Below are 15,890 nucleotides of genomic sequence, written 5' to 3'. Positions count from 1 at the left end.
ATAACGAATCCCGGGTCATGTTCGTCAACAGGGAGGCTGTAATGAAATCCGCTTATCGTTTGTCGATCCTTGCCGCAGCCGCGGCGTCGATAGGGGCGGGTTTTCTCGCCACGTCGAACGCCCAGACCGTTGAAACAGAACGATACCGTCCGCCCGAGGCGACGATCTATCGCGACGCTGGCTATCGCGGCCCCGCGGTCTTCATCGGCGAGGAAAAGCCGAACCTTGGGCTCGCTTGGCCCGTCAATTCGATCCGCGTCACTCGCGGCCGCTGGGAGCTTTGCGAACGGACGCGCTATCGCGGGAACTGCCGGACGGTCGATCGCGACACGCCGATGCTGAACAATGTCCTGCGCGGCATCACCGTCCAGTCGATGCGTCCCGCCGGTTCGGGTGGCGGCGGCTGGAACCCCAACCCGCCCGCCAATGATCAGGTCGCGCGCGGCAATTTTGCCGAATTTCACACACAGCCGGCGACAAGCAACTACCGTGTCCTCGCCTGTACCCGCGGGTCGGCGACCGCCAATTGCGCTGCGCAGACGGCGGACAATTGGTGCCGCTCGATCGGCTGGAACGGGTCGGCGCGCGAGCATATGGAGACGGTGAGCGGCAGGGTTTACCTCGCCGACGTGCTCTGCGTTCGCTCGGGTTATTGAGGGGAGACCGATAATGAAGTCGATGACGGTTGTCGTGGTCGCCGCCGCGGTTCTTGCCCTTGCGGCCTGTTCGTCGGTGCCGCGCAACACCGGCACCAGCTATGATTGCAACCGCGGCACCAAGCTGAAGGTCGACTATGTCGGCAACACCGCGATCGTACGCGTCAACGGCCGGCGCTCGATGGTGCTGAAGCAGACCCCGTCGACGGGCGGTGCGGTCTATGAGAACAAGAAGGGCGCGCGGCTCCAGCGGAATGGCAACGAGGTGACGTGGAACACCGCGCTGCGCTCGGCGCCCGAAAGCTGCCGCACCGTCTACACGCCGCTCTGAGAGCCGGGATCAGGGCCGGGCCGGTGCCTTGCAGCCGCGCTCGAGTCCGACGCCCTTCAGGAAGCCGCGACGCACCGTCCCGGCGTAAACGGCGAGCGCGTAGCGCCGCCGTTCGGCATTGGCGCCGGTGACCTCGCCGATCAGTCCGCGGAAGGGGATGATGCCGCCCGCCACCGTGCCGGCGACGCGGCCGGCGGTTTCCTCGCGCTTCTTCGCGCGGCTCTTGTCGACTTGTTCGTTGACATCCGGGCCGAGCACTTCGTCGAGTTCGTTCACTTCGCGGATGATGGCGGCGCATTTGCCGAGGCCCGCCAGCGAATAGGGATCGCCTTGCACCTCAAGCAGCTTGGGGGGCACTTCCTTGCCGTCGAAGGGTTCGGTCACCGAATTGGCCGTGTCCTCGATCGTCGACTCTTCGGGCGCGCCCTGTTGGGCGTGGGCAGGTGCGGCGCCGGCCAGCAAGATTGCCGCAAGAGCGAATAACGCCTTGTTACGCATGATCATTCCATCCCCTACAGTCTCGCAGATCCAACGCGCCCGATGTCTTTCGGCTCCATCGCCCCCTATAGCGGGCGGCGCACGGTGATTTGAATCCATGGTACCTGCACCCCATCGTAGCCGCCGCCGAGACCTTCGGTAAGATCGAGCCAGTCCCAAGACGCGGCGTCACGATAAACGGATTCGAGTTCCTCGCGCGCAAAATAGTTGAAATAGCGACCGAACCGGTCTCGCCCTTCGCGTCCGCCGCCCTTGTAGCTCGCGAAATGCAGTCCGCCGGGTTTCAGCGCGCGATGGATACGCGCCAGCACGCCCGGAAGATCGCCGCGCGGCACATGGAGCAGGCTGGCCGACGCCCAGATGGCGTCGTAGCGGCCGACGGCGTCGAGTTCGCCGAAGCGCATCACGCGGACCGGCCTGCCGATCCTCGCTTCGGCCTGGGCCGCGATCTCGGCCACTCCGTCGGTTGGGTCGACCGCGAAACCGCGCACGATCATATGCGCGGCATCGCGCCCGCCGCCACAGCCGAGTTCGAGAATCTCCGCCCCCGCGGGCAACCGGTCGAGGAAGTGATCGAGATGGCGCGATACACCCGACGGGCCCGACGCCGAATAGACCGGCGCTTCGGCCGCGTAGAAGGCAAGCGTCCGGGCGTCGGAACCGCTCACCGCGTCGGGACGGGCTCCGGCCCCGTCCAGTCGTAAAAGCCGCGGCCGGCCTTTTTCCCGACCCAGCCGGCATCGACATATTGGACGAGCAAGGGCGCGGGACGGAATTTCGGATCGCCGGTGCCGCTGTAAAGCACGCGGATGATTTCGAGGCAGGTGTCGAGGCCGATGAAGTCGGCGAGCGTGATCGGTCCCATCGGATGATTGAGCCCAAGGCGGCAGCCCGTATCGATGTCCTGCATCGTTGCGACGCCCTCGCCAAGCGCGAAGACCGCTTCGTTGATGAGCGGCATCAGCACGCGGTTGACGATGAAGCCCGGCGCGTCGTTGGCGTGGACGATCTCCTTGCCGAGCCCGCCGCCATAGGTCTCGACCCTGGCGAGCGTATCGTCGCTCGTCGCGAGGCCGCGGATCAGTTCGATCAGCCCCATCACCGGCACCGGGTTGAAGAAATGGACACCGATGAAGCGCGCCGGATCGGGCGCCGCCTGGGCGAGCCGCGTGATCGGGATCGAACTGGTGTTGCTCGCGAGGATCGCGGTTGCCGAGAGATGTTCGCCGACGCTGGCGAAAATCGCGCGCTTGATTTCCTCGCGCTCGGTCGCCGCTTCGATGACGAGGTCGGCGGGGGCGAAGGCGCTATGGTCGGCAACGGGCGTGATGCGTTCGAGCAGCGCATCGGCGTCGCTCTGGCTCATCTTCTCTTTCGCGACCAGGCGGCCGAGTGCCTTGGCGATGCCGGCCTTGCCCGCTTCGGCGCGGGCGATGTCGATGTCGGAGAGGAGCACGTCGTGGCCGGCGCCCGCCGACACCTGCGCGATCCCCGCGCCCATCTGCCCCGCTCCGATAACGCCGACGATCATATCCTGCCCTTTCGCTGAAAACCTGCCCGTGGCCCTACGGCTTCGGGCAGGGGCGTCAAGAGCGAGCCGTCAGGGGGCGGAGCGGAACTCGGTCGCTTCGGCGAGGATCAGGGCAAAGGCGGGGCTGGCATCGTCCCATGTCGCGACCGGAGTCCAGCCGCCGGCGCGGAGCAGCAGGTTCGCGTCGCGGGCCCCGTATTTATGGCTGTTCTCGCTGTGGATCGTTTCGCCCTTCGCCATATGATAGGCGCGGCCGTCGATCGTGAAATCCATGTCGCAGGCGGCGACGAGGTGCATTTCGATGCGCGCGTGGACATCGTCCCAGACCGCGCGATGGCTGAAATTCTCGACCGCTATATCGCCGCCGAGTTCGCGGTTGATGCGTTCGAGCAGGTTGAGGTTGAAGGCGGCGGTCACCCCCGCCGGATCGTCATAGGCGGTTTCGAGTATGCCGATGTCCTTGATCCGGTCGATGCCGATCAGCATCAGCGACCCGTCGCCGAGCGTCGCGCGCCAGCCCCGCAAGAGGTCGATCGCGGTGCGCGCGACCATGTTGCCGATCGTCGAGCCCGGAAAAAAGCCGAGTTTCGGAAGCGGGCAGATTTCGCGCGGCAATTCGACCCGCTGGGTGAAATCGGCCTCGACCGGATAGATCGGCACCGCGGGGAAGCGCGCCGCGAGCGCCAGCGCGCTGTCGCGCAGGAAATCGCCCGAAATATCGACCGGGACATAGGCGGCGGGCGCGATGGCGTCGAGGAGCAGGGGCGTCTTGGTCGAGCTGCCCGAGCCGAGTTCGACGACCGCGCGGTCGGGGCCGGTCGCAGCGGCGATGTCGGCGGCGTGGCGCGTCAGCAGGTCGGTTTCGCTGCGCGTCGGATAATATTCGGGGAGCGCGGTGATATCCTCGAACAAGGCCGAGCCGGTCGCGTCGTAGAACCAGCGCGCCGGAATCGCCTTTTGCCGCTGCGCAAGGCCGGCGTGGACGTCGGCGCGAAAGGCGATGTCGACGCCGGCGTCATCGGCCGAAACCTGACGAAGGTTGCGCACAACACCCATGGTTAGGACCTCTTCAGGGCAACAGGCCGGCTGAGGCGCCAAAATGGCGAACATATCGGGCCAAATGACCCGCCGGGAATAGTGGTTCCATGCCCAAGGGGCATTTGGTTCGAGATGGAAGCCATTTTGTCGTCCCTTCGGGATTTGATCAAATTTGTCCGCTGCCGCGTCGGAATGCCTCGAAATATATTCATATGTCTTCGTCGCTCCTCCTTGCACCGAACAAATTTGCTTCAAACCTCAGCCGGCCTGTTGCCCTGAGGAGGTCCTACAGATCCTTCGCGAGGCGCAGACCGGTGAATTGCCAGCGCTGGTGGGGGTAGAAGAAGTTGCGGTAGGAAGCGCGGCAATGACCGCGCGGGGTCGCGCAGCTGCCGCCGCGGAGCACGAACTGGCCGCTCATGAACTTGCCATTATATTCGCCGACCGCGCCGGGCGCGGCGCGGAAGCCGGGATAGGGGCGATAGGCGCTGCCGGTCCATTCCCACACGCTGCCGAACATCTGTTGCAGATCGGTGTCGTCTGCAGCGGGCGTGGGCTGGACCGGCCCAGCGCCGTCGAGTTGCTGACCGCCGTCGGGATCAAGCCCCGCGGCGGACGCTTCCCATTCCTGCTCGGTCGGCAAGCGCGCGCCGGCCCAGCTGGCAAAGGCGTCGGCCTCGAAAAAGCTGATATGCGTCACCGGCGCGGCGGGGTCGATATCTTGCCAGCCCGACAGGGTGAAAAGCTGGCCGTCCCGCCAATAGGCGGGCGCCTCGACGTCTTCGGCCTGCACCCATGCCCAGCCATCGCTGAGCCAGAGCGCGGCGGTATGATAGCCGCCGTCGGCGATGAATTCCTGCCATTCGCCATTGCTGACCGGGCGGCTCGCGAGCGCGTGCGGGGTGAGCAGCGCGTCGTGGCGCGGACCTTCGCAGTCGAAGGCGAAGCCCTCGCCGCCGTGGCCGACCGCGGCGACGCCTTCGGCGCCCTTCACCCATTTCATGGCGGAAAATTTCCGAACTTCGCTCGCGATCGGCGCGTTCCACACCGCGGGGCCGAGCGGATTTTGCGCGAAAAGATGCTTGATGTCGGTGAGCAGCAATTCCTGATGCTGCTGCTCGTGATGGATGCCGAGCTCGACCAGTGCCAGCGTGCTCGCCGGAAGGTCGGGCAGCGCGCTCTGCACCGCGGCATCGACATGCGCGCGCCAGACGCACACGTCGTCGAGCGAGGGGCGCGTCAGCAGCCCGCGATGCCGGCGGGCGTGGCGCGGCCCCTCGGCCTCATAATAGGAGTTGAAAAGAAAGGGATAGCGATCGTCGAAGAGGCCATAGCCCGGCACATGGTCGCGCAGGATGAAGGTTTCGAAGAACCATGTCGTGTGCGCGAGATGCCATTTGGCGGGCGAGGCGTCGGGCATCGACTGCGCGCTCGCGTCGGCGTCGGAGAGGGTCTCCGCGAGTTCGAGCGACAGACGCCGCGTCGCGGCAAAGCGCCGGGTCAGCGCCTCGATCGGGTCGGTGCGGTTCGAAGCGTCGGTGCGGCTGGCCATGCTGTGACAATTCCCCGGGGAGCGATTCGGTTTCGCGGTTCACCCGATTATGGTTACAGCATGTGGCAAAGTCTAGAACATTTAGGGAACAAAATAATCCTCCCCGTCACGGAGCGATGGGAGGTGGCAGCCCGTAGGCTGACGAAGGGGCCGTTAGCGCGACGTCTCCGCCCCTCCACCGCCGCCTACGACGGCGGTCCCCCTCCCCACCGCTTCGCGGCAGGGAGGATTTTCACCGCGTCGCGCCGGGTTTCCAGAGGATATCGCCGCCCGCGGCGGCGTTGAGGTGCCGTGTGAGCACGAAGAGATGGTCCGACAGGCGGTTGAGATAAGCGAGCGCGAGCGGGTTGAGCTTGCGCGCCGCGCCCGCCGCGACCGCAGCGCGTTCGGCGCGGCGCGTGACCGCGCGCGCGAGGTGGAGGCGTGCCGCGGCTTCGGTGCCGCCGGGCAGGATGAAGCTTTTGAGCGCGTCGAGATTGTCGTTCATCGCGTCGATCTCGTCCTCAAGCCGCGCGATCTGGCTCGGCACGATGCGCAGCGCCATGTCGTGCGGGCCGAAGCCGAACTGGATGTCGGGCGGGGTCGCAAGATCGGCGCCGAGGTCGAAGAGCTCGTTCTGGATGCGCGACAGCATCGCGGCTTCGTAGCTTGTGGCGTCGATCGCCGCGGCAGCGATGCCGATCGCGCTGTTCGCTTCGTCGACTTCGCCGATCGCCGCCATCAGCGCGTCGGACTTGGCGATGCGCGAGCCATCGACGAGGCCGGTGGTGCCGTCGTCGCCGGTGCGCGTGTAGATCTTGTTAAGCTTGACCATCGCCGGGCCTTAGCTTCCGGCAGCAAAAACGCCGATCAGCACGAGCAGGATGATGGTGATCGCCTGCCATTTGACGCGGGCCATCATCATCTTGTTCTGCATCACCTGATTTTCCTGGACGGTGCCCTCGACCTGGGCGCGGTGGCCCTGCGAGAAATAGAAGAGCCCCCGCGCGAGCGAGAAGAGGACGAAGCCGGCGGCGATGACGACGCCAAGGATGAGCAGGATTTCCATAGAACCTATCTAGGGATTTTGCAGCGAATAGCCAGTGGGAAGCCTGTCGACCGCCAAATCGGCCGCAAGCGTGCGGCCGTCGGCACCCGCGTCGCGCAGCGATTTGAGCGACGCCGCGGCGTCGCGCTTGGCGAGTCTTCTACCGTCCGCGCCGCAAACGAGCGCATGGTGGCGATAAACCGGCACGGCCAGGCCGAGCAAAGCCTGCAGCAGCCGGTGAACGTCGGTTGAGGCGATCAGGTCGGCGCCGCGGATGACGTGCGTCACGCCCATGGCGGCGTCGTCGAGCGTGCTCGCAAGATGATAGGAGGCGGGCGCGTCCTTGCGCGCGAGGACGATATCGCCGTGCGCGGCGGGGTCGGCGAGGCGCAGCCCCTGCCCCGCTTCTTCCCAGACGAGATCGCCGGCCTCCGCCGCCGCGCGCGCCATGTCGAGGCGCCAGCAATGCGGCTCGTCCGCCATGCGCAGTTCGCGCTCGCCCACGGACAGGTCGCGGCAGGTGCCGGGATAGATCGCGCCGGACGGTCCATCTGGGGGCCCGTGCGGCGCCGACAGGCTGGCGGCGATGTCGGCGCGGGTGCAGAAACAGGGGTAGACGAGGCCACGCGCGCGAAGGTCGTCGAGCGCGGCGGCATAGCTGCCGAGCCGGTCGGACTGGCGCACCGGATCGCCGTCCCGGTCGATCCCGAGCCATGCGAGGTCGGCGAGCGAGCCGGTGACATAATCCTCGCGCGAGCGGCCGCCGTCGATATCGTCGATGCGGAGACGAAATTGCCCGCCCACGGCGCGCGCGGCAGCGTGCGCGAGAACCGCGCTATAGGCATGACCCAAGTGCAGGTCGCCGGTCGGGCTGGGGGCGAAACGCGTCAGCATTGCCTCTGCAATGAATCCATATGCTGTGCCGAGTCAAAGCGAATCATTCCATATCTTGCGGAAATAAGCCCCTTGACGGCAGAATCTGATAGGGCATGTAATGACAGTGTCACGCGCGGGAGGCAGTGGCGCGCCATCCCGTGAAGCAATGGGGGCAGCGTTACCTAGCCATGTTCCATCCCGATCTTGCCCGGCATCCCGACAGCTGTCCGGCGCTCGTTCTCAACGCCGACTATACGCCGCTGAGCTATTATCCTTTGAGCCTCTGGCCCTGGCAGACCGCGGTGAAGGCGGTGTTCCTCGACAGGGTCACCATCGTCGAAAATTACGAGCGCGAGATTCATTCGCCGACGCGGACGATGCCGATCCCGAGCGTGATCGCTCTCCGCCAATATGTGAAGCCGTCGGAGCATCCCGCCTTCACGCGCTTCAACCTGTTCCTGCGCGACCGCTTCGCCTGCCAATATTGCGGGTCGGGCAAGGACCTGACCTTCGATCATGTCGTGCCGCGCCGGCTGGGCGGGCGGACGACATGGGAAAATGTCGCGACCGCCTGCGCCCCTTGCAACCTCAAGAAGGGCGGCCGCACCCCGCAGCAGGCGCATATGCCGCTCTATCGCCAGCCGTGGCGTCCGACGAGCTGGCAGTTGCAGGACAATGGGCGGGCGTTTCCGCCGAATTATCTCCATACGAGCTGGATCGACTGGCTTTACTGGGATGTTGAACTCGAAGGCTGAACGGCGCATGGGCGGGCGCGACAGCATGGGTTCACCTCGATGGAATTAGGCGCGCGCCAACCATCGAAAAAAGGGAAACATCATGGTTCGCATCAGCCGCATGCTCGCCGTCAGTGCGATCGCCGGGCCGCTGCTCGCCGCCTGCGCGACGATCCCGCCCGCCGAAGAGCCGGTCTCGGTCACCGGCAGCATCACCTATCGCGAGCGCATGGCATTGCCGCCGACGGCGCAGGTCGAAGTGACGCTAGCCGACGTCAGTTTGATGGACGCACCGTCGAAGACGATCGCACAGCAAAGCTTCACCGCCGACGGCCGGCAGGTGCCCTTCGCCTTTTCGCTAACCGTCGATCAGCGCCAGCTCGATCCGCGCCACAGCTATGCGGTGTCGGCGCGGATCACGGATGCGTCGGGCAGGTTGATGTTCATCACCGATACGCGCAACTCTGTTACGTTCGACGGCCGCCGCGCAATCGATCTGGGCATGCTGACACTCGTCAAGACGAACTGATCTTATAGGCGCATAGCTATGCGCCGCTTGACCCTGCATCTTCGCAGGTGCAGCAAGCGGCGCATGGGCCCGCCTATCCAGATCTCGCAAAATCCCGACATCCGCTATTTGGGGCGGATCCTCGGCGACGTCATCCGCGCCTATGGCGGCGACAAATTGTTCCGCCAGACCGAATATATCCGCTCGTCGAGCGTCGACCGGCACCGCGGCATCGCGGGGGCCGAGGCGATCGACCCGGGGCTCGATGCGCTGAGCCTCGACGACACGATTTCCTTCGTGCGCGGCTTCATGCTGTTTTCGATGCTCGCGAACCTGGCCGAGGACCGGCAGGGGGTCGCGGCCGAACCCGAGGCGACGGTCGCGGCGGCGCTCGAAAAGCTGAAGGCCGACGGGATCGACGATGACGCGGTCGCCGCGCTGCTCGGCGCCTCACTCGTCGCGCCGGTGCTCACCGCGCATCCGACCGAAGTGCGCCGCAAGTCGGTGCTCGACCACAAGAACCGCGTCGCCGAACTGATGCGGATGCGCGATGCCGGGCTCGACGAGACGCCCGAAGGCGATGTGATCGAGGACGCGATCCGGCGGCAGGTCGTCCTCCTGTGGCAGACGCGGCCGCTGCGCACGCAGAAATTGTTCGTCGCCGACGAGATCGACAATGCGCTGACCTATTTGCGCGACGTTTTCCTGCCCGTGGTGCCCAAGCTCTATGCGCGCTGGGAGAAGGAGCTGGGCGTCCGCCCCGCGAGCTTCCTGCGCGTCGGGAGCTGGATCGGCGGCGACCGCGACGGCAATCCCTTCGTTACCGCCGAGACGTTGCGACAGGCGACGTCGCGCAACGCCGCGGCGGTGATCGGCCATTATATCGACCAGGTCCACGCATTGGGCGCCGAACTGTCGGTGTCGTCGAGCCTCGCGCCGGTGCCCGAGGCGGTCGAAGCGCTGGCGGAAGCGAGCGGCGACGCCGCGCCGAGCCGCGGCGACGAACCCTATCGCCGGGCGCTGTCGGGCATTTATGCGCGGCTGTCGGCCACGTATCTGGCGATCACCGGCAAGGCGCCGCCGCGCCCCGCCGCGCTGAAGGGCGAGGCCTATGCCACCCCCGCCGATTTCCGCCGCGACCTCGTCACCATCGCGAACGGCCTGTCGGCGAGCGGCAAGGGACAACTTGCGGGTATCGGCGCGCTCGGGCGGCTGATCCGCGCGGTCGAGGTGTTCGGTTTCCACTTGGCGACGCTCGACATGCGGCAGAATAGTGCGGTGCACGAACGCGTGCTCGCCGAGCTGCTGGCGGTATCGGGCGTGTGCGCCGACTATCTGGCGCTGGACGAAGCGGCGCGCGTCGCGCTGCTCACCGCCGAACTCGCGAGCGACCGGCCGCTCGCCGCGCCCTGGCATCAGTGGAGCGAGGAGACCGCGGGCGAACTGGCGATCGTCCATGCCGCAGCCGACGTGCGGGCCCGGCTCGGCAAGGATGCGATCTGCCAGTGGATCATCAGCATGGCGCAGGACCTGTCCGACCTGCTCGAGGTCCATGTCCTCGCGCGCGAAGGCGGGCTGTGGCGGAGCGGCACCGAGGCGGGCGCCAGCAATCTGATGGTCGTGCCGCTGTTCGAGACGATCGACGACCTGAGCCGCGCGCCCGACATCATGCGCCGCTATTTCGCGATGCCCGAAATCGGCCCGCAGGTCGGGGTGCGCGGGCATCAGGAAGTGATGATCGGCTATTCGGATTCGAACAAGGACGGCGGCTATTTCACCTCGACCTGGGGATTGCATCAGGCATCGCAGGCACTGACTCCGGTGTTCGACGAGGTCGACACCGCGATGCAGCTGTTCCACGGCCGCGGCGGTGCGGTCGGCCGCGGCGGCGGCAGCGCCTTTGCGGCGATCCGCGCGCAGCCCGCGGGCACCGTGCAGGGCCGCATCCGCATCACCGAACAGGGCGAGGTGATCGCCGCCAAATATGGCACGATCGACAGTGCGGCGACGAACCTCGAAGCGATGGTGTCGGCGAGCCTGCTCGCGAGCCTCGAGCCCGAGAGCCTTGGCGGGGATGCGAGCGAGTCCTTCACCACCGCGATGGACGCCTTGTCCGATACCGCCTTCGCCGCCTATCGCGATCTTGTCTATGGCACGCCGGCGTTCAAGGATTTCTTCCGCGCGATGACGCCGATCGCCGAGATCGCGACGCTCAAGATCGGATCGCGTCCGTCGAGCCGCAAGAAGAGCACGGCGATCGAGGATCTGCGCGCGATCCCCTGGGTGTTCAGCTGGGCGCAGGCGCGCACGATGCTGCCCGGCTGGTACGGCACCGGCGAGGCGTTCGCGGCGTTCGGTGATCGAGCGCTGCTCGCCGACATGGCGCAAAGCTCGCCCTTCTTCGCCGCGCTGCTCGGCAATATGGAGATGGTGCTCGCGAAGTCCGACATGGGAATCGCGGCGCGCTATGCCGGGCTGGCAAGCGAAGTCGACGGGCATGACGCGATCTTCGGCCGCATCAAGGATGGCTGGAACCGCGCGCACGACGGGCTGCTGGAGATCACCGGCCAGACGCGGTTGCTCGAGAGGAACCCGGCGCTCGAGGCGTCGATCCGGCTGCGGCTGCCCTATATCGAGCCGCTCAACCTGCTGCAGATCGAGCTGATGAAGCGCCACCGCGCGGGCGAAACCGACCCGCGCATCGCCGAGGGTATCCAGCTGACGATCAACGCGATCGCGACGGCGCTTCGGAACAGCGGATAGGAAGCCAAGTCGCGCCACCAAAACCGTCACCCCGGTGAAGGCCGGGGTCTCGACCTCTCGCCAGTACGCAACGGAGAGATCCCGGCCTTCGCCGGGATGACGATCACAGGAGCGAAGCTCAGCTCTTGGTGATCAGCACCTTGCCCTTGGCGTTCGCGCCGTCGGGGCCGAAGTTGATCGTGAAATCCTCGCCGTCCTTCGTCTTGCCCGCGAGCGTGTCGCCGCTTCGCGTGACCTTGACGCCGTTTTTGGCGAATTCGCCCGCCATCCAGTCGGCCGCCTTCGCGGGCGCGGCGGGCGAGGTAAAGCCGAGTTCGACCCGCGCCTTGTCGGCGCCCCCCTTGTCGCTCGCGTCGACGTTGACCGTCGTCACGTTACTGCCGGGGTAGAGCTTGACCCCGTCGATGTCGAAATCGCCCTCGATGTCGAGATCGACGAAGTCGGGGACGTCGATGTTGATCGCGGCCCCTTCACCGCCGATGCTGATCTTGCCGCCGTCCTTGCCGGTGCGGATCTTGACGCCGCCGCCGTCGCCTTCGGCATTGATCGAGACCTCGGTCGCGTCGCCGGCCGCCTTCTCGTTCGACCCGCAGGCGGCGAGGAGCATCATCGGGGGAATCAGGAACGCCAGACGCATGGTCAATCTCCTTGGTGCATTAGTTATATAATACACCTTGGAGTAATTGAGTCAATCTCCCCCTTTCGTCATGCCGGGCTTGACCCGGATCCATGCAACGGCCGCAGTCGTGGACCCCGGATCAAGTCGAACGAGCCACGTGTCTCGTTCGAGGGTGACGATGCAGGAGAGGAGGCGTCAGGCGTCGATGCTGGTTTTCAGATCGCCGTGCACCAGCCCGCCGTCGACGGTGATCGTGTCGCCGACGACATAGTCGCCCGCCTTCGATGCGAGGAAGATCGCGGCGCCGGCCATGTCCTCGGGCACGCCGATGCGCTTGACCGGGATGCTCTTCGCCACCGCGTCGCCATGGTCGCGCGCGGCCTTGTTCATGTCCGACTGGAAGGCGCCCGGCGCGATCGCGGTGACGAGGATATGGTCGGTGACCAGCCGCGCGGCCATGCGCTTGGTGAGGTAGAGGATCGCCGCTTTCGACGCGTGGTAGCTGTATGTTTCCCACGGGTTGAGCCGCATGCCGTCGATCGAGCCGATGTTGATGACCTTTGCCGGGCGGTCGGCGGTGCCGCCGGCCTTTAGCAGCCCGTGCAGCGCCTGCGTCAGGAAGAAGGGCGACTTGACGTTGATGTCCATCACCTTGTCCCAGCCCGCCTCGGGGAAGCCTTCGAAGGGTTCGCCCCACGCCGCGCCGGCGTTGTTGACGAGGATGTCGAGCCGCTCCTCGCGCGCTTCGAGTTCCTTGGCGAGCGCGCGGCAACCCTCGACGGTCGAGAGATCGACGGGAAGGCCGATGACCTTGCCCGGATAGCGCGTTTCGAAATCGGCGACGGCTTCCTCGATCTGCGCACTCTTGCGCGCCGAAATATAGACGCGCGCGGCGCCCGCGGCGAGATAGCCCTCGACGATCATCTTGCCGATGCCGCGCGAGCCGCCGGTGACGAGTGCGATACGGCCGTCGAGGCCGAACATGTCATTGAGGTTCATTGGTTGGGCTCCTCTTGAAGCCCCCTCCCCTTCAGGGGAGGGGTTGGGGTGGGGTTCGGCGAGGTAGCGTAAGGCCGATGCCCCCCACCCCGCTCGACTAAGGCCCGGCTAACGCCGGACCAAGTCTCTCTGCCCCTCCCCTGAAGGGGAGGGGTTCGGCTGATTAGTAGCCGTTCATCCGCGCGACCTGATCGATGTGATAATGCACGTCGCCCATATATTCGGCGAGCGCGCGGTCGCGTTTCATATAGAGGCCGATGTCATATTCGTCGGTCATGCCGATGCCGCCGTGCATCTGCACGCCTTCGCGCACCGCGAGGTTCGCGGCGCGGCCCGCCTTGGCTTTCGCGACCGAGACCATCAGCTTCGCGCCCTCGCTGCCCTCGTCGAGCAATTGCTGCGCCTTCATTACCGTGGCGCGCGCGACTTCCATCTCGCCGTAGAGATGCGCGGCGCGGTGCTGGAGGCTCTGGAACTCGCCGATCAGCTTGCCGAACTGCTTGCGTTCCTTGAGGTAATTGACGGTCATGTCCATCGCGCCCTGGCCGACGCCGACCATCTCGGCGGCGGCGCCGGTGCGGGTCGCGGCGAGCAGCGCGTCGAGGATCTCGCCGCCGGCATCGACCTCGCCGATCACCGCGTCGGCATCGACCTCGACGCCGTCGAGCGTGACGTGGCTCGCGAGCGAGGAGTCGACGAGACGGCGCGGATCGGCGGTCAGGCCCTTCGCGTCCTTCGGCACCGCGAACAAAGTGATGCCGCCGTCACTCTTCGCCGCGACGATGCTGACATCGGCGACATGGCCGTGGAGCACGAAGCTCTTCTTGCCGTCGAGGCGAAAGCCGTTTCCGGCGCGCGTCGCGGTCGTCGCGATGCGGTCGGGGCGGTGCTTCGCGCCCTCGTCGATCGCGAGCGCGACGATCGCCTCGCCCGACGCGATGGCGGGAAGCCAGCGGCCGGCCTGCGTTCCGCCCGCCTTCGCCAGCGCGGCGACCGCGCCGACGCCGGTCGAGAGGAAGGGCGACGGGGTCAGGTTGCGGCCGATTTCCTCGAGCACGATGCCCGCCTCCATATGCCCCATGCCGAGCCCGCCATGCGCCTCGGGAACGAGCATGCCGGGCAGGCCCATTTCGGTGAATTGCGCCCAGAGATCGCGCGAAAAGCCGGTCGCGTCGGCGCTGTCGCGTAGCTTGCGGAGGTGCGAAACCGGCGCCTGTTCGGCCACGAAGGGGGCGACGCTGTCCTTGAGCATCGCCTGATCGTCATTGTGATAGAGCGGCATATCTGTCTCCTTAGCCCCTCCCCTTCAGGGGAGGGGTTGGGGTGGGGTCTGTCGGCGTGGCGTAAGGCCGATAGACCCCACCCGCTGCGACTAGGGAGCAAGCTCCCAAGTCTCGCTGCCCTCCCCTGAAGGGGAGGGCGTGTCTCGTTTACGCCCCCGGCAAATCCAGGATGCGCTTGGCGATGACGTTGAGCATGACTTCGCTCGTCCCGCCTTCGATCGAATTCGCCTTGGTGCGCAGCCACCCGCGCGCGCGCGCGCCGCCCTTGCTTTCCTCGCTGTCCCATTCGAGCGCTTCGCTGCCGCCGCCCGACATCACCAGCTCGTGTCGCCGCTTGTTGAGCTCGGTCCCGACATATTTCATCATGTTCGAGCTGGCCGGATGCGCGCGGCCGGTCTTCCACATATCCATGAAACGCTCGCCCATGGCCCTGTAGGCAAAGACATCGACGTCGAACGCCGCCATTTCGGCGCGGAGGATCGGGTCGTCGAGTTCGCCCGCCGCATTCTTGCCGAACGCCTTGGCAAAGGCGCCGCCGATGCTGACCATGTCGCCGCCCGCACCGCCGCCCGAGATCATCTCGCGTTCGTGGCCAAGCAGATATTTGGCGACGTCCCAGCCGCGGTTGATCTCGCCGACATATTGCGTCTTCGGCACTTCGACATCGTCGAAGAAGGTTTCGCAGAAGGGCGAGTTGCCCGAAATCAGCAGGATCGGCTTGGTCGTGACGCCCTTGCTCTCCATGTCAAAGAGCATGAAGGTGATGCCCTGATATTTGTTCGTCTTGTCGGTGCGGACGAGGCAGAAAATCCAGTCGGCCTTGTCGGCGTAGCTGGTCCAGATCTTCGACCCGTTGACGACCCAGTGATCGCCCTTGTCCTCGCCGAAGGTCTGCAAGCTGACAAGGTCGCTGCCCGAGCCGGGTTCCGAATAGCCCTGGCACCAGCGGATTTCGCCGCGTGCGATCGGGTTCAGATATTGGACCTTCTGCTCCTCGGTCCCGAATTGCAGCAGCGCGGGGCCGAGCATCCAGATACCGAAGCTGTCGAGCGGCGAGCGCGCCTTGATGCGCTTCATTTCCTGTTTGAGGATCTTGGTCTGCTCGGGGGTCAGCCCGGCACCGCCATAGGGCTTCGGCCAGTCGGGCACGGTATAGCCCTTTGCCACGCACGCTTCGAGCCACGCTTTCTGCGCTTCATTCTTGAATTTGAAATTGCGCCCGCCCCAGCAGACGTCACCCTCGTCGCGGATCGGTTCGCGCATTTCGGCGGGGCAGTTCGCCTCCAGCCATTCCCGCACCTCGGTACGGAAAGCGTCCAGTTCGCTCATCCTTTTGGCTCCTCTTCTGCGCCCAAATCTACGTCCGCTTCGCCACTTTACGCAAGCGTCAACTTGGAGAATCGGGCCTGCCGTTACGGCGCCGTAGCGTCGATTCGACCGCCGTTGACGCGTCACCTTTGGCGCCTAAGCTAAGT

General features: G+C 65.9%; 17 protein-coding genes. 5 read left to right on the top strand and 12 right to left on the bottom strand.

All coding sequences use genetic code 11. The features are described 5' to 3' along the window. Positions 1 to 41 precede the first annotated feature (41 nt). Positions 42 to 656: a beta/gamma crystallin-related protein gene (locus FG95_RS00185; RefSeq protein ID WP_037553147.1), complete on the top strand. Its 615-nt coding sequence runs from the start codon at positions 42 to 44 to the stop codon at positions 654 to 656. A gap of 13 nt (positions 657 to 669) precedes the next feature. Beyond that, a complete protein-coding gene (locus FG95_RS00180; protein WP_081932939.1) occupies positions 670 to 987 on the top strand; it encodes an MliC family protein in 318 nt (105 codons plus the stop codon). A 9-nt stretch (positions 988 to 996) separates the two neighbouring features. On the opposite strand, the gene FG95_RS00175 is transcribed toward FG95_RS00180, so the two are convergent. The 8 genes from FG95_RS00175 to gluQRS all read right to left on the bottom strand — a co-directional run bounded on the left by FG95_RS00175 (position 997) and on the right by gluQRS (position 7,527). After that, positions 997 to 1,449, bottom strand: coding sequence for a hypothetical protein (locus FG95_RS00175; protein WP_235211407.1), 453 nt, complete (start codon positions 1,447 to 1,449; stop codon positions 997 to 999). Positions 1,450 to 1,550: 101 nt separating this feature from the next. Beyond that, entirely contained in the window at positions 1,551 to 2,153 is a 603-nt protein-coding gene (locus FG95_RS00170) for a class I SAM-dependent methyltransferase (RefSeq protein ID WP_037553144.1), read from the bottom strand. After that, positions 2,150 to 3,016 carry a 3-hydroxyacyl-CoA dehydrogenase NAD-binding domain-containing protein gene (locus tag FG95_RS00165; RefSeq protein WP_037553143.1) on the bottom strand — a complete coding sequence of 289 codons (867 nt, stop codon included), beginning with the start codon at positions 3,014 to 3,016 and terminating at the stop codon, positions 2,150 to 2,152. Before FG95_RS00165 ends, FG95_RS00170 begins: the two co-directional genes overlap by 4 nt. Before the next feature lie 69 nt (positions 3,017 to 3,085). Next, complete coding sequence (gene egtD / locus FG95_RS00160) at positions 3,086 to 4,072, bottom strand: L-histidine N(alpha)-methyltransferase (protein WP_037553142.1); 987 nt, start codon at positions 4,070 to 4,072, stop codon at positions 3,086 to 3,088. Between the two features lie 268 nt (positions 4,073 to 4,340). After that, a complete protein-coding gene (egtB, locus tag FG95_RS00155; protein ID WP_052181940.1) occupies positions 4,341 to 5,606 on the bottom strand; it encodes an ergothioneine biosynthesis protein EgtB in 1,266 nt (421 codons plus the stop codon). Positions 5,607 to 5,838: 232 nt separating this feature from the next. Then, on the bottom strand, positions 5,839 to 6,420 hold the full coding sequence (locus tag FG95_RS00150) for a cob(I)yrinic acid a,c-diamide adenosyltransferase (RefSeq protein ID WP_037553141.1): 582 nt from the start codon (positions 6,418 to 6,420) through the stop codon (positions 5,839 to 5,841). 9 nt (positions 6,421 to 6,429) lie between these two features. Next, positions 6,430 to 6,654 (bottom strand): HIG1 domain-containing protein, encoded by a 225-nt coding sequence (locus FG95_RS00145; RefSeq protein ID WP_037553140.1) that lies wholly within the window; start codon positions 6,652 to 6,654, stop codon positions 6,430 to 6,432. A 9-nt stretch (positions 6,655 to 6,663) separates the two neighbouring features. Beyond that, positions 6,664 to 7,527 carry a tRNA glutamyl-Q(34) synthetase GluQRS gene (gene gluQRS / locus FG95_RS00140; protein WP_037553139.1) on the bottom strand — a complete coding sequence of 288 codons (864 nt, stop codon included), beginning with the start codon at positions 7,525 to 7,527 and terminating at the stop codon, positions 6,664 to 6,666. Positions 7,528 to 7,697: 170 nt separating this feature from the next. Here gluQRS and FG95_RS00135 point away from each other — a divergent pair, with 170 nt between their 5' ends. From FG95_RS00135 to ppc, 3 genes are all read left to right on the top strand, one after another. Then, positions 7,698 to 8,264: an HNH endonuclease gene (locus FG95_RS00135; protein ID WP_037553138.1), complete on the top strand. Its 567-nt coding sequence runs from the start codon at positions 7,698 to 7,700 to the stop codon at positions 8,262 to 8,264. An 82-nt stretch (positions 8,265 to 8,346) separates the two neighbouring features. Next, entirely contained in the window at positions 8,347 to 8,772 is a 426-nt protein-coding gene (locus FG95_RS00130) for a YbaY family lipoprotein (protein ID WP_037553137.1), read from the top strand. Between the two features lie 63 nt (positions 8,773 to 8,835). After that, the gene (gene ppc, locus FG95_RS00125; RefSeq protein WP_037553136.1) at positions 8,836 to 11,514 is read left to right on the top strand and encodes a phosphoenolpyruvate carboxylase; all 2,679 of its coding nucleotides are present in this window, start codon (positions 8,836 to 8,838) and stop codon (positions 11,512 to 11,514) included. A gap of 118 nt (positions 11,515 to 11,632) precedes the next feature. Here ppc and FG95_RS00120 read toward each other — a convergent pair whose 3' ends face one another. From FG95_RS00120 to FG95_RS00105, 4 genes are all read right to left on the bottom strand, one after another. Then, entirely contained in the window at positions 11,633 to 12,151 is a 519-nt protein-coding gene (locus FG95_RS00120) for a hypothetical protein (RefSeq protein WP_037553134.1), read from the bottom strand. A gap of 177 nt (positions 12,152 to 12,328) precedes the next feature. After that, positions 12,329 to 13,132: an SDR family oxidoreductase gene (locus FG95_RS00115; RefSeq protein ID WP_037553127.1), complete on the bottom strand. Its 804-nt coding sequence runs from the start codon at positions 13,130 to 13,132 to the stop codon at positions 12,329 to 12,331. Between the two features lie 163 nt (positions 13,133 to 13,295). Then, positions 13,296 to 14,414, bottom strand: a complete 1,119-nt coding sequence (locus FG95_RS00110; RefSeq protein WP_037553125.1) for an acyl-CoA dehydrogenase family protein — start codon at positions 14,412 to 14,414, stop codon at positions 13,296 to 13,298. Between the two features lie 148 nt (positions 14,415 to 14,562). After that, positions 14,563 to 15,744 (bottom strand): acyl-CoA dehydrogenase family protein, encoded by a 1,182-nt coding sequence (locus FG95_RS00105; protein WP_037553123.1) that lies wholly within the window; start codon positions 15,742 to 15,744, stop codon positions 14,563 to 14,565. Positions 15,745 to 15,890 lie beyond the last annotated feature (146 nt).

The organism is Sphingopyxis sp. LC363 (assembly GCF_000756385.1).
Lineage (GTDB): Bacteria > Pseudomonadota > Alphaproteobacteria > Sphingomonadales > Sphingomonadaceae > Sphingopyxis.
This window is presented reverse-complemented; position numbering and strand designations above follow the sequence as displayed.

What these genes read in the sequence shown, in the direction of transcription:
- FG95_RS00185 (WP_037553147.1), top strand. Translation starts at nt 42, where the DNA reads ATGAAATCCGCTTATCGTTTGTCGATCCTTGCCGCAGCCGCGGCGTCG.
- FG95_RS00180 (WP_081932939.1), top strand. Translation starts at nt 670, where the DNA reads ATGAAGTCGATGACGGTTGTCGTGGTCGCCGCCGCGGTTCTTGCCCTT.
- FG95_RS00165 (WP_037553143.1), bottom strand. Translation starts at nt 3,016, where the DNA reads ATGATCGTCGGCGTTATCGGAGCGGGGCAGATGGGCGCGGGGATCGCG.
- egtD (WP_037553142.1), bottom strand. Translation starts at nt 4,072, where the DNA reads ATGGGTGTTGTGCGCAACCTTCGTCAGGTTTCGGCCGATGACGCCGGC.
- egtB (WP_052181940.1), bottom strand. Translation starts at nt 5,606, where the DNA reads ATGGCCAGCCGCACCGACGCTTCGAACCGCACCGACCCGATCGAGGCG.
- FG95_RS00150 (WP_037553141.1), bottom strand. Translation starts at nt 6,420, where the DNA reads ATGGTCAAGCTTAACAAGATCTACACGCGCACCGGCGACGACGGCACC.
- FG95_RS00145 (WP_037553140.1), bottom strand. Translation starts at nt 6,654, where the DNA reads ATGGAAATCCTGCTCATCCTTGGCGTCGTCATCGCCGCCGGCTTCGTC.
- gluQRS (WP_037553139.1), bottom strand. Translation starts at nt 7,527, where the DNA reads ATGCTGACGCGTTTCGCCCCCAGCCCGACCGGCGACCTGCACTTGGGT.
- FG95_RS00135 (WP_037553138.1), top strand. Translation starts at nt 7,698, where the DNA reads ATGTTCCATCCCGATCTTGCCCGGCATCCCGACAGCTGTCCGGCGCTC.
- FG95_RS00130 (WP_037553137.1), top strand. Translation starts at nt 8,347, where the DNA reads ATGGTTCGCATCAGCCGCATGCTCGCCGTCAGTGCGATCGCCGGGCCG.
- ppc (WP_037553136.1), top strand. Translation starts at nt 8,836, where the DNA reads ATGGGCCCGCCTATCCAGATCTCGCAAAATCCCGACATCCGCTATTTG.
- FG95_RS00120 (WP_037553134.1), bottom strand. Translation starts at nt 12,151, where the DNA reads ATGCGTCTGGCGTTCCTGATTCCCCCGATGATGCTCCTCGCCGCCTGC.
- FG95_RS00115 (WP_037553127.1), bottom strand. Translation starts at nt 13,132, where the DNA reads ATGAACCTCAATGACATGTTCGGCCTCGACGGCCGTATCGCACTCGTC.
- FG95_RS00110 (WP_037553125.1), bottom strand. Translation starts at nt 14,414, where the DNA reads ATGCCGCTCTATCACAATGACGATCAGGCGATGCTCAAGGACAGCGTC.
- FG95_RS00105 (WP_037553123.1), bottom strand. Translation starts at nt 15,744, where the DNA reads ATGAGCGAACTGGACGCTTTCCGTACCGAGGTGCGGGAATGGCTGGAG.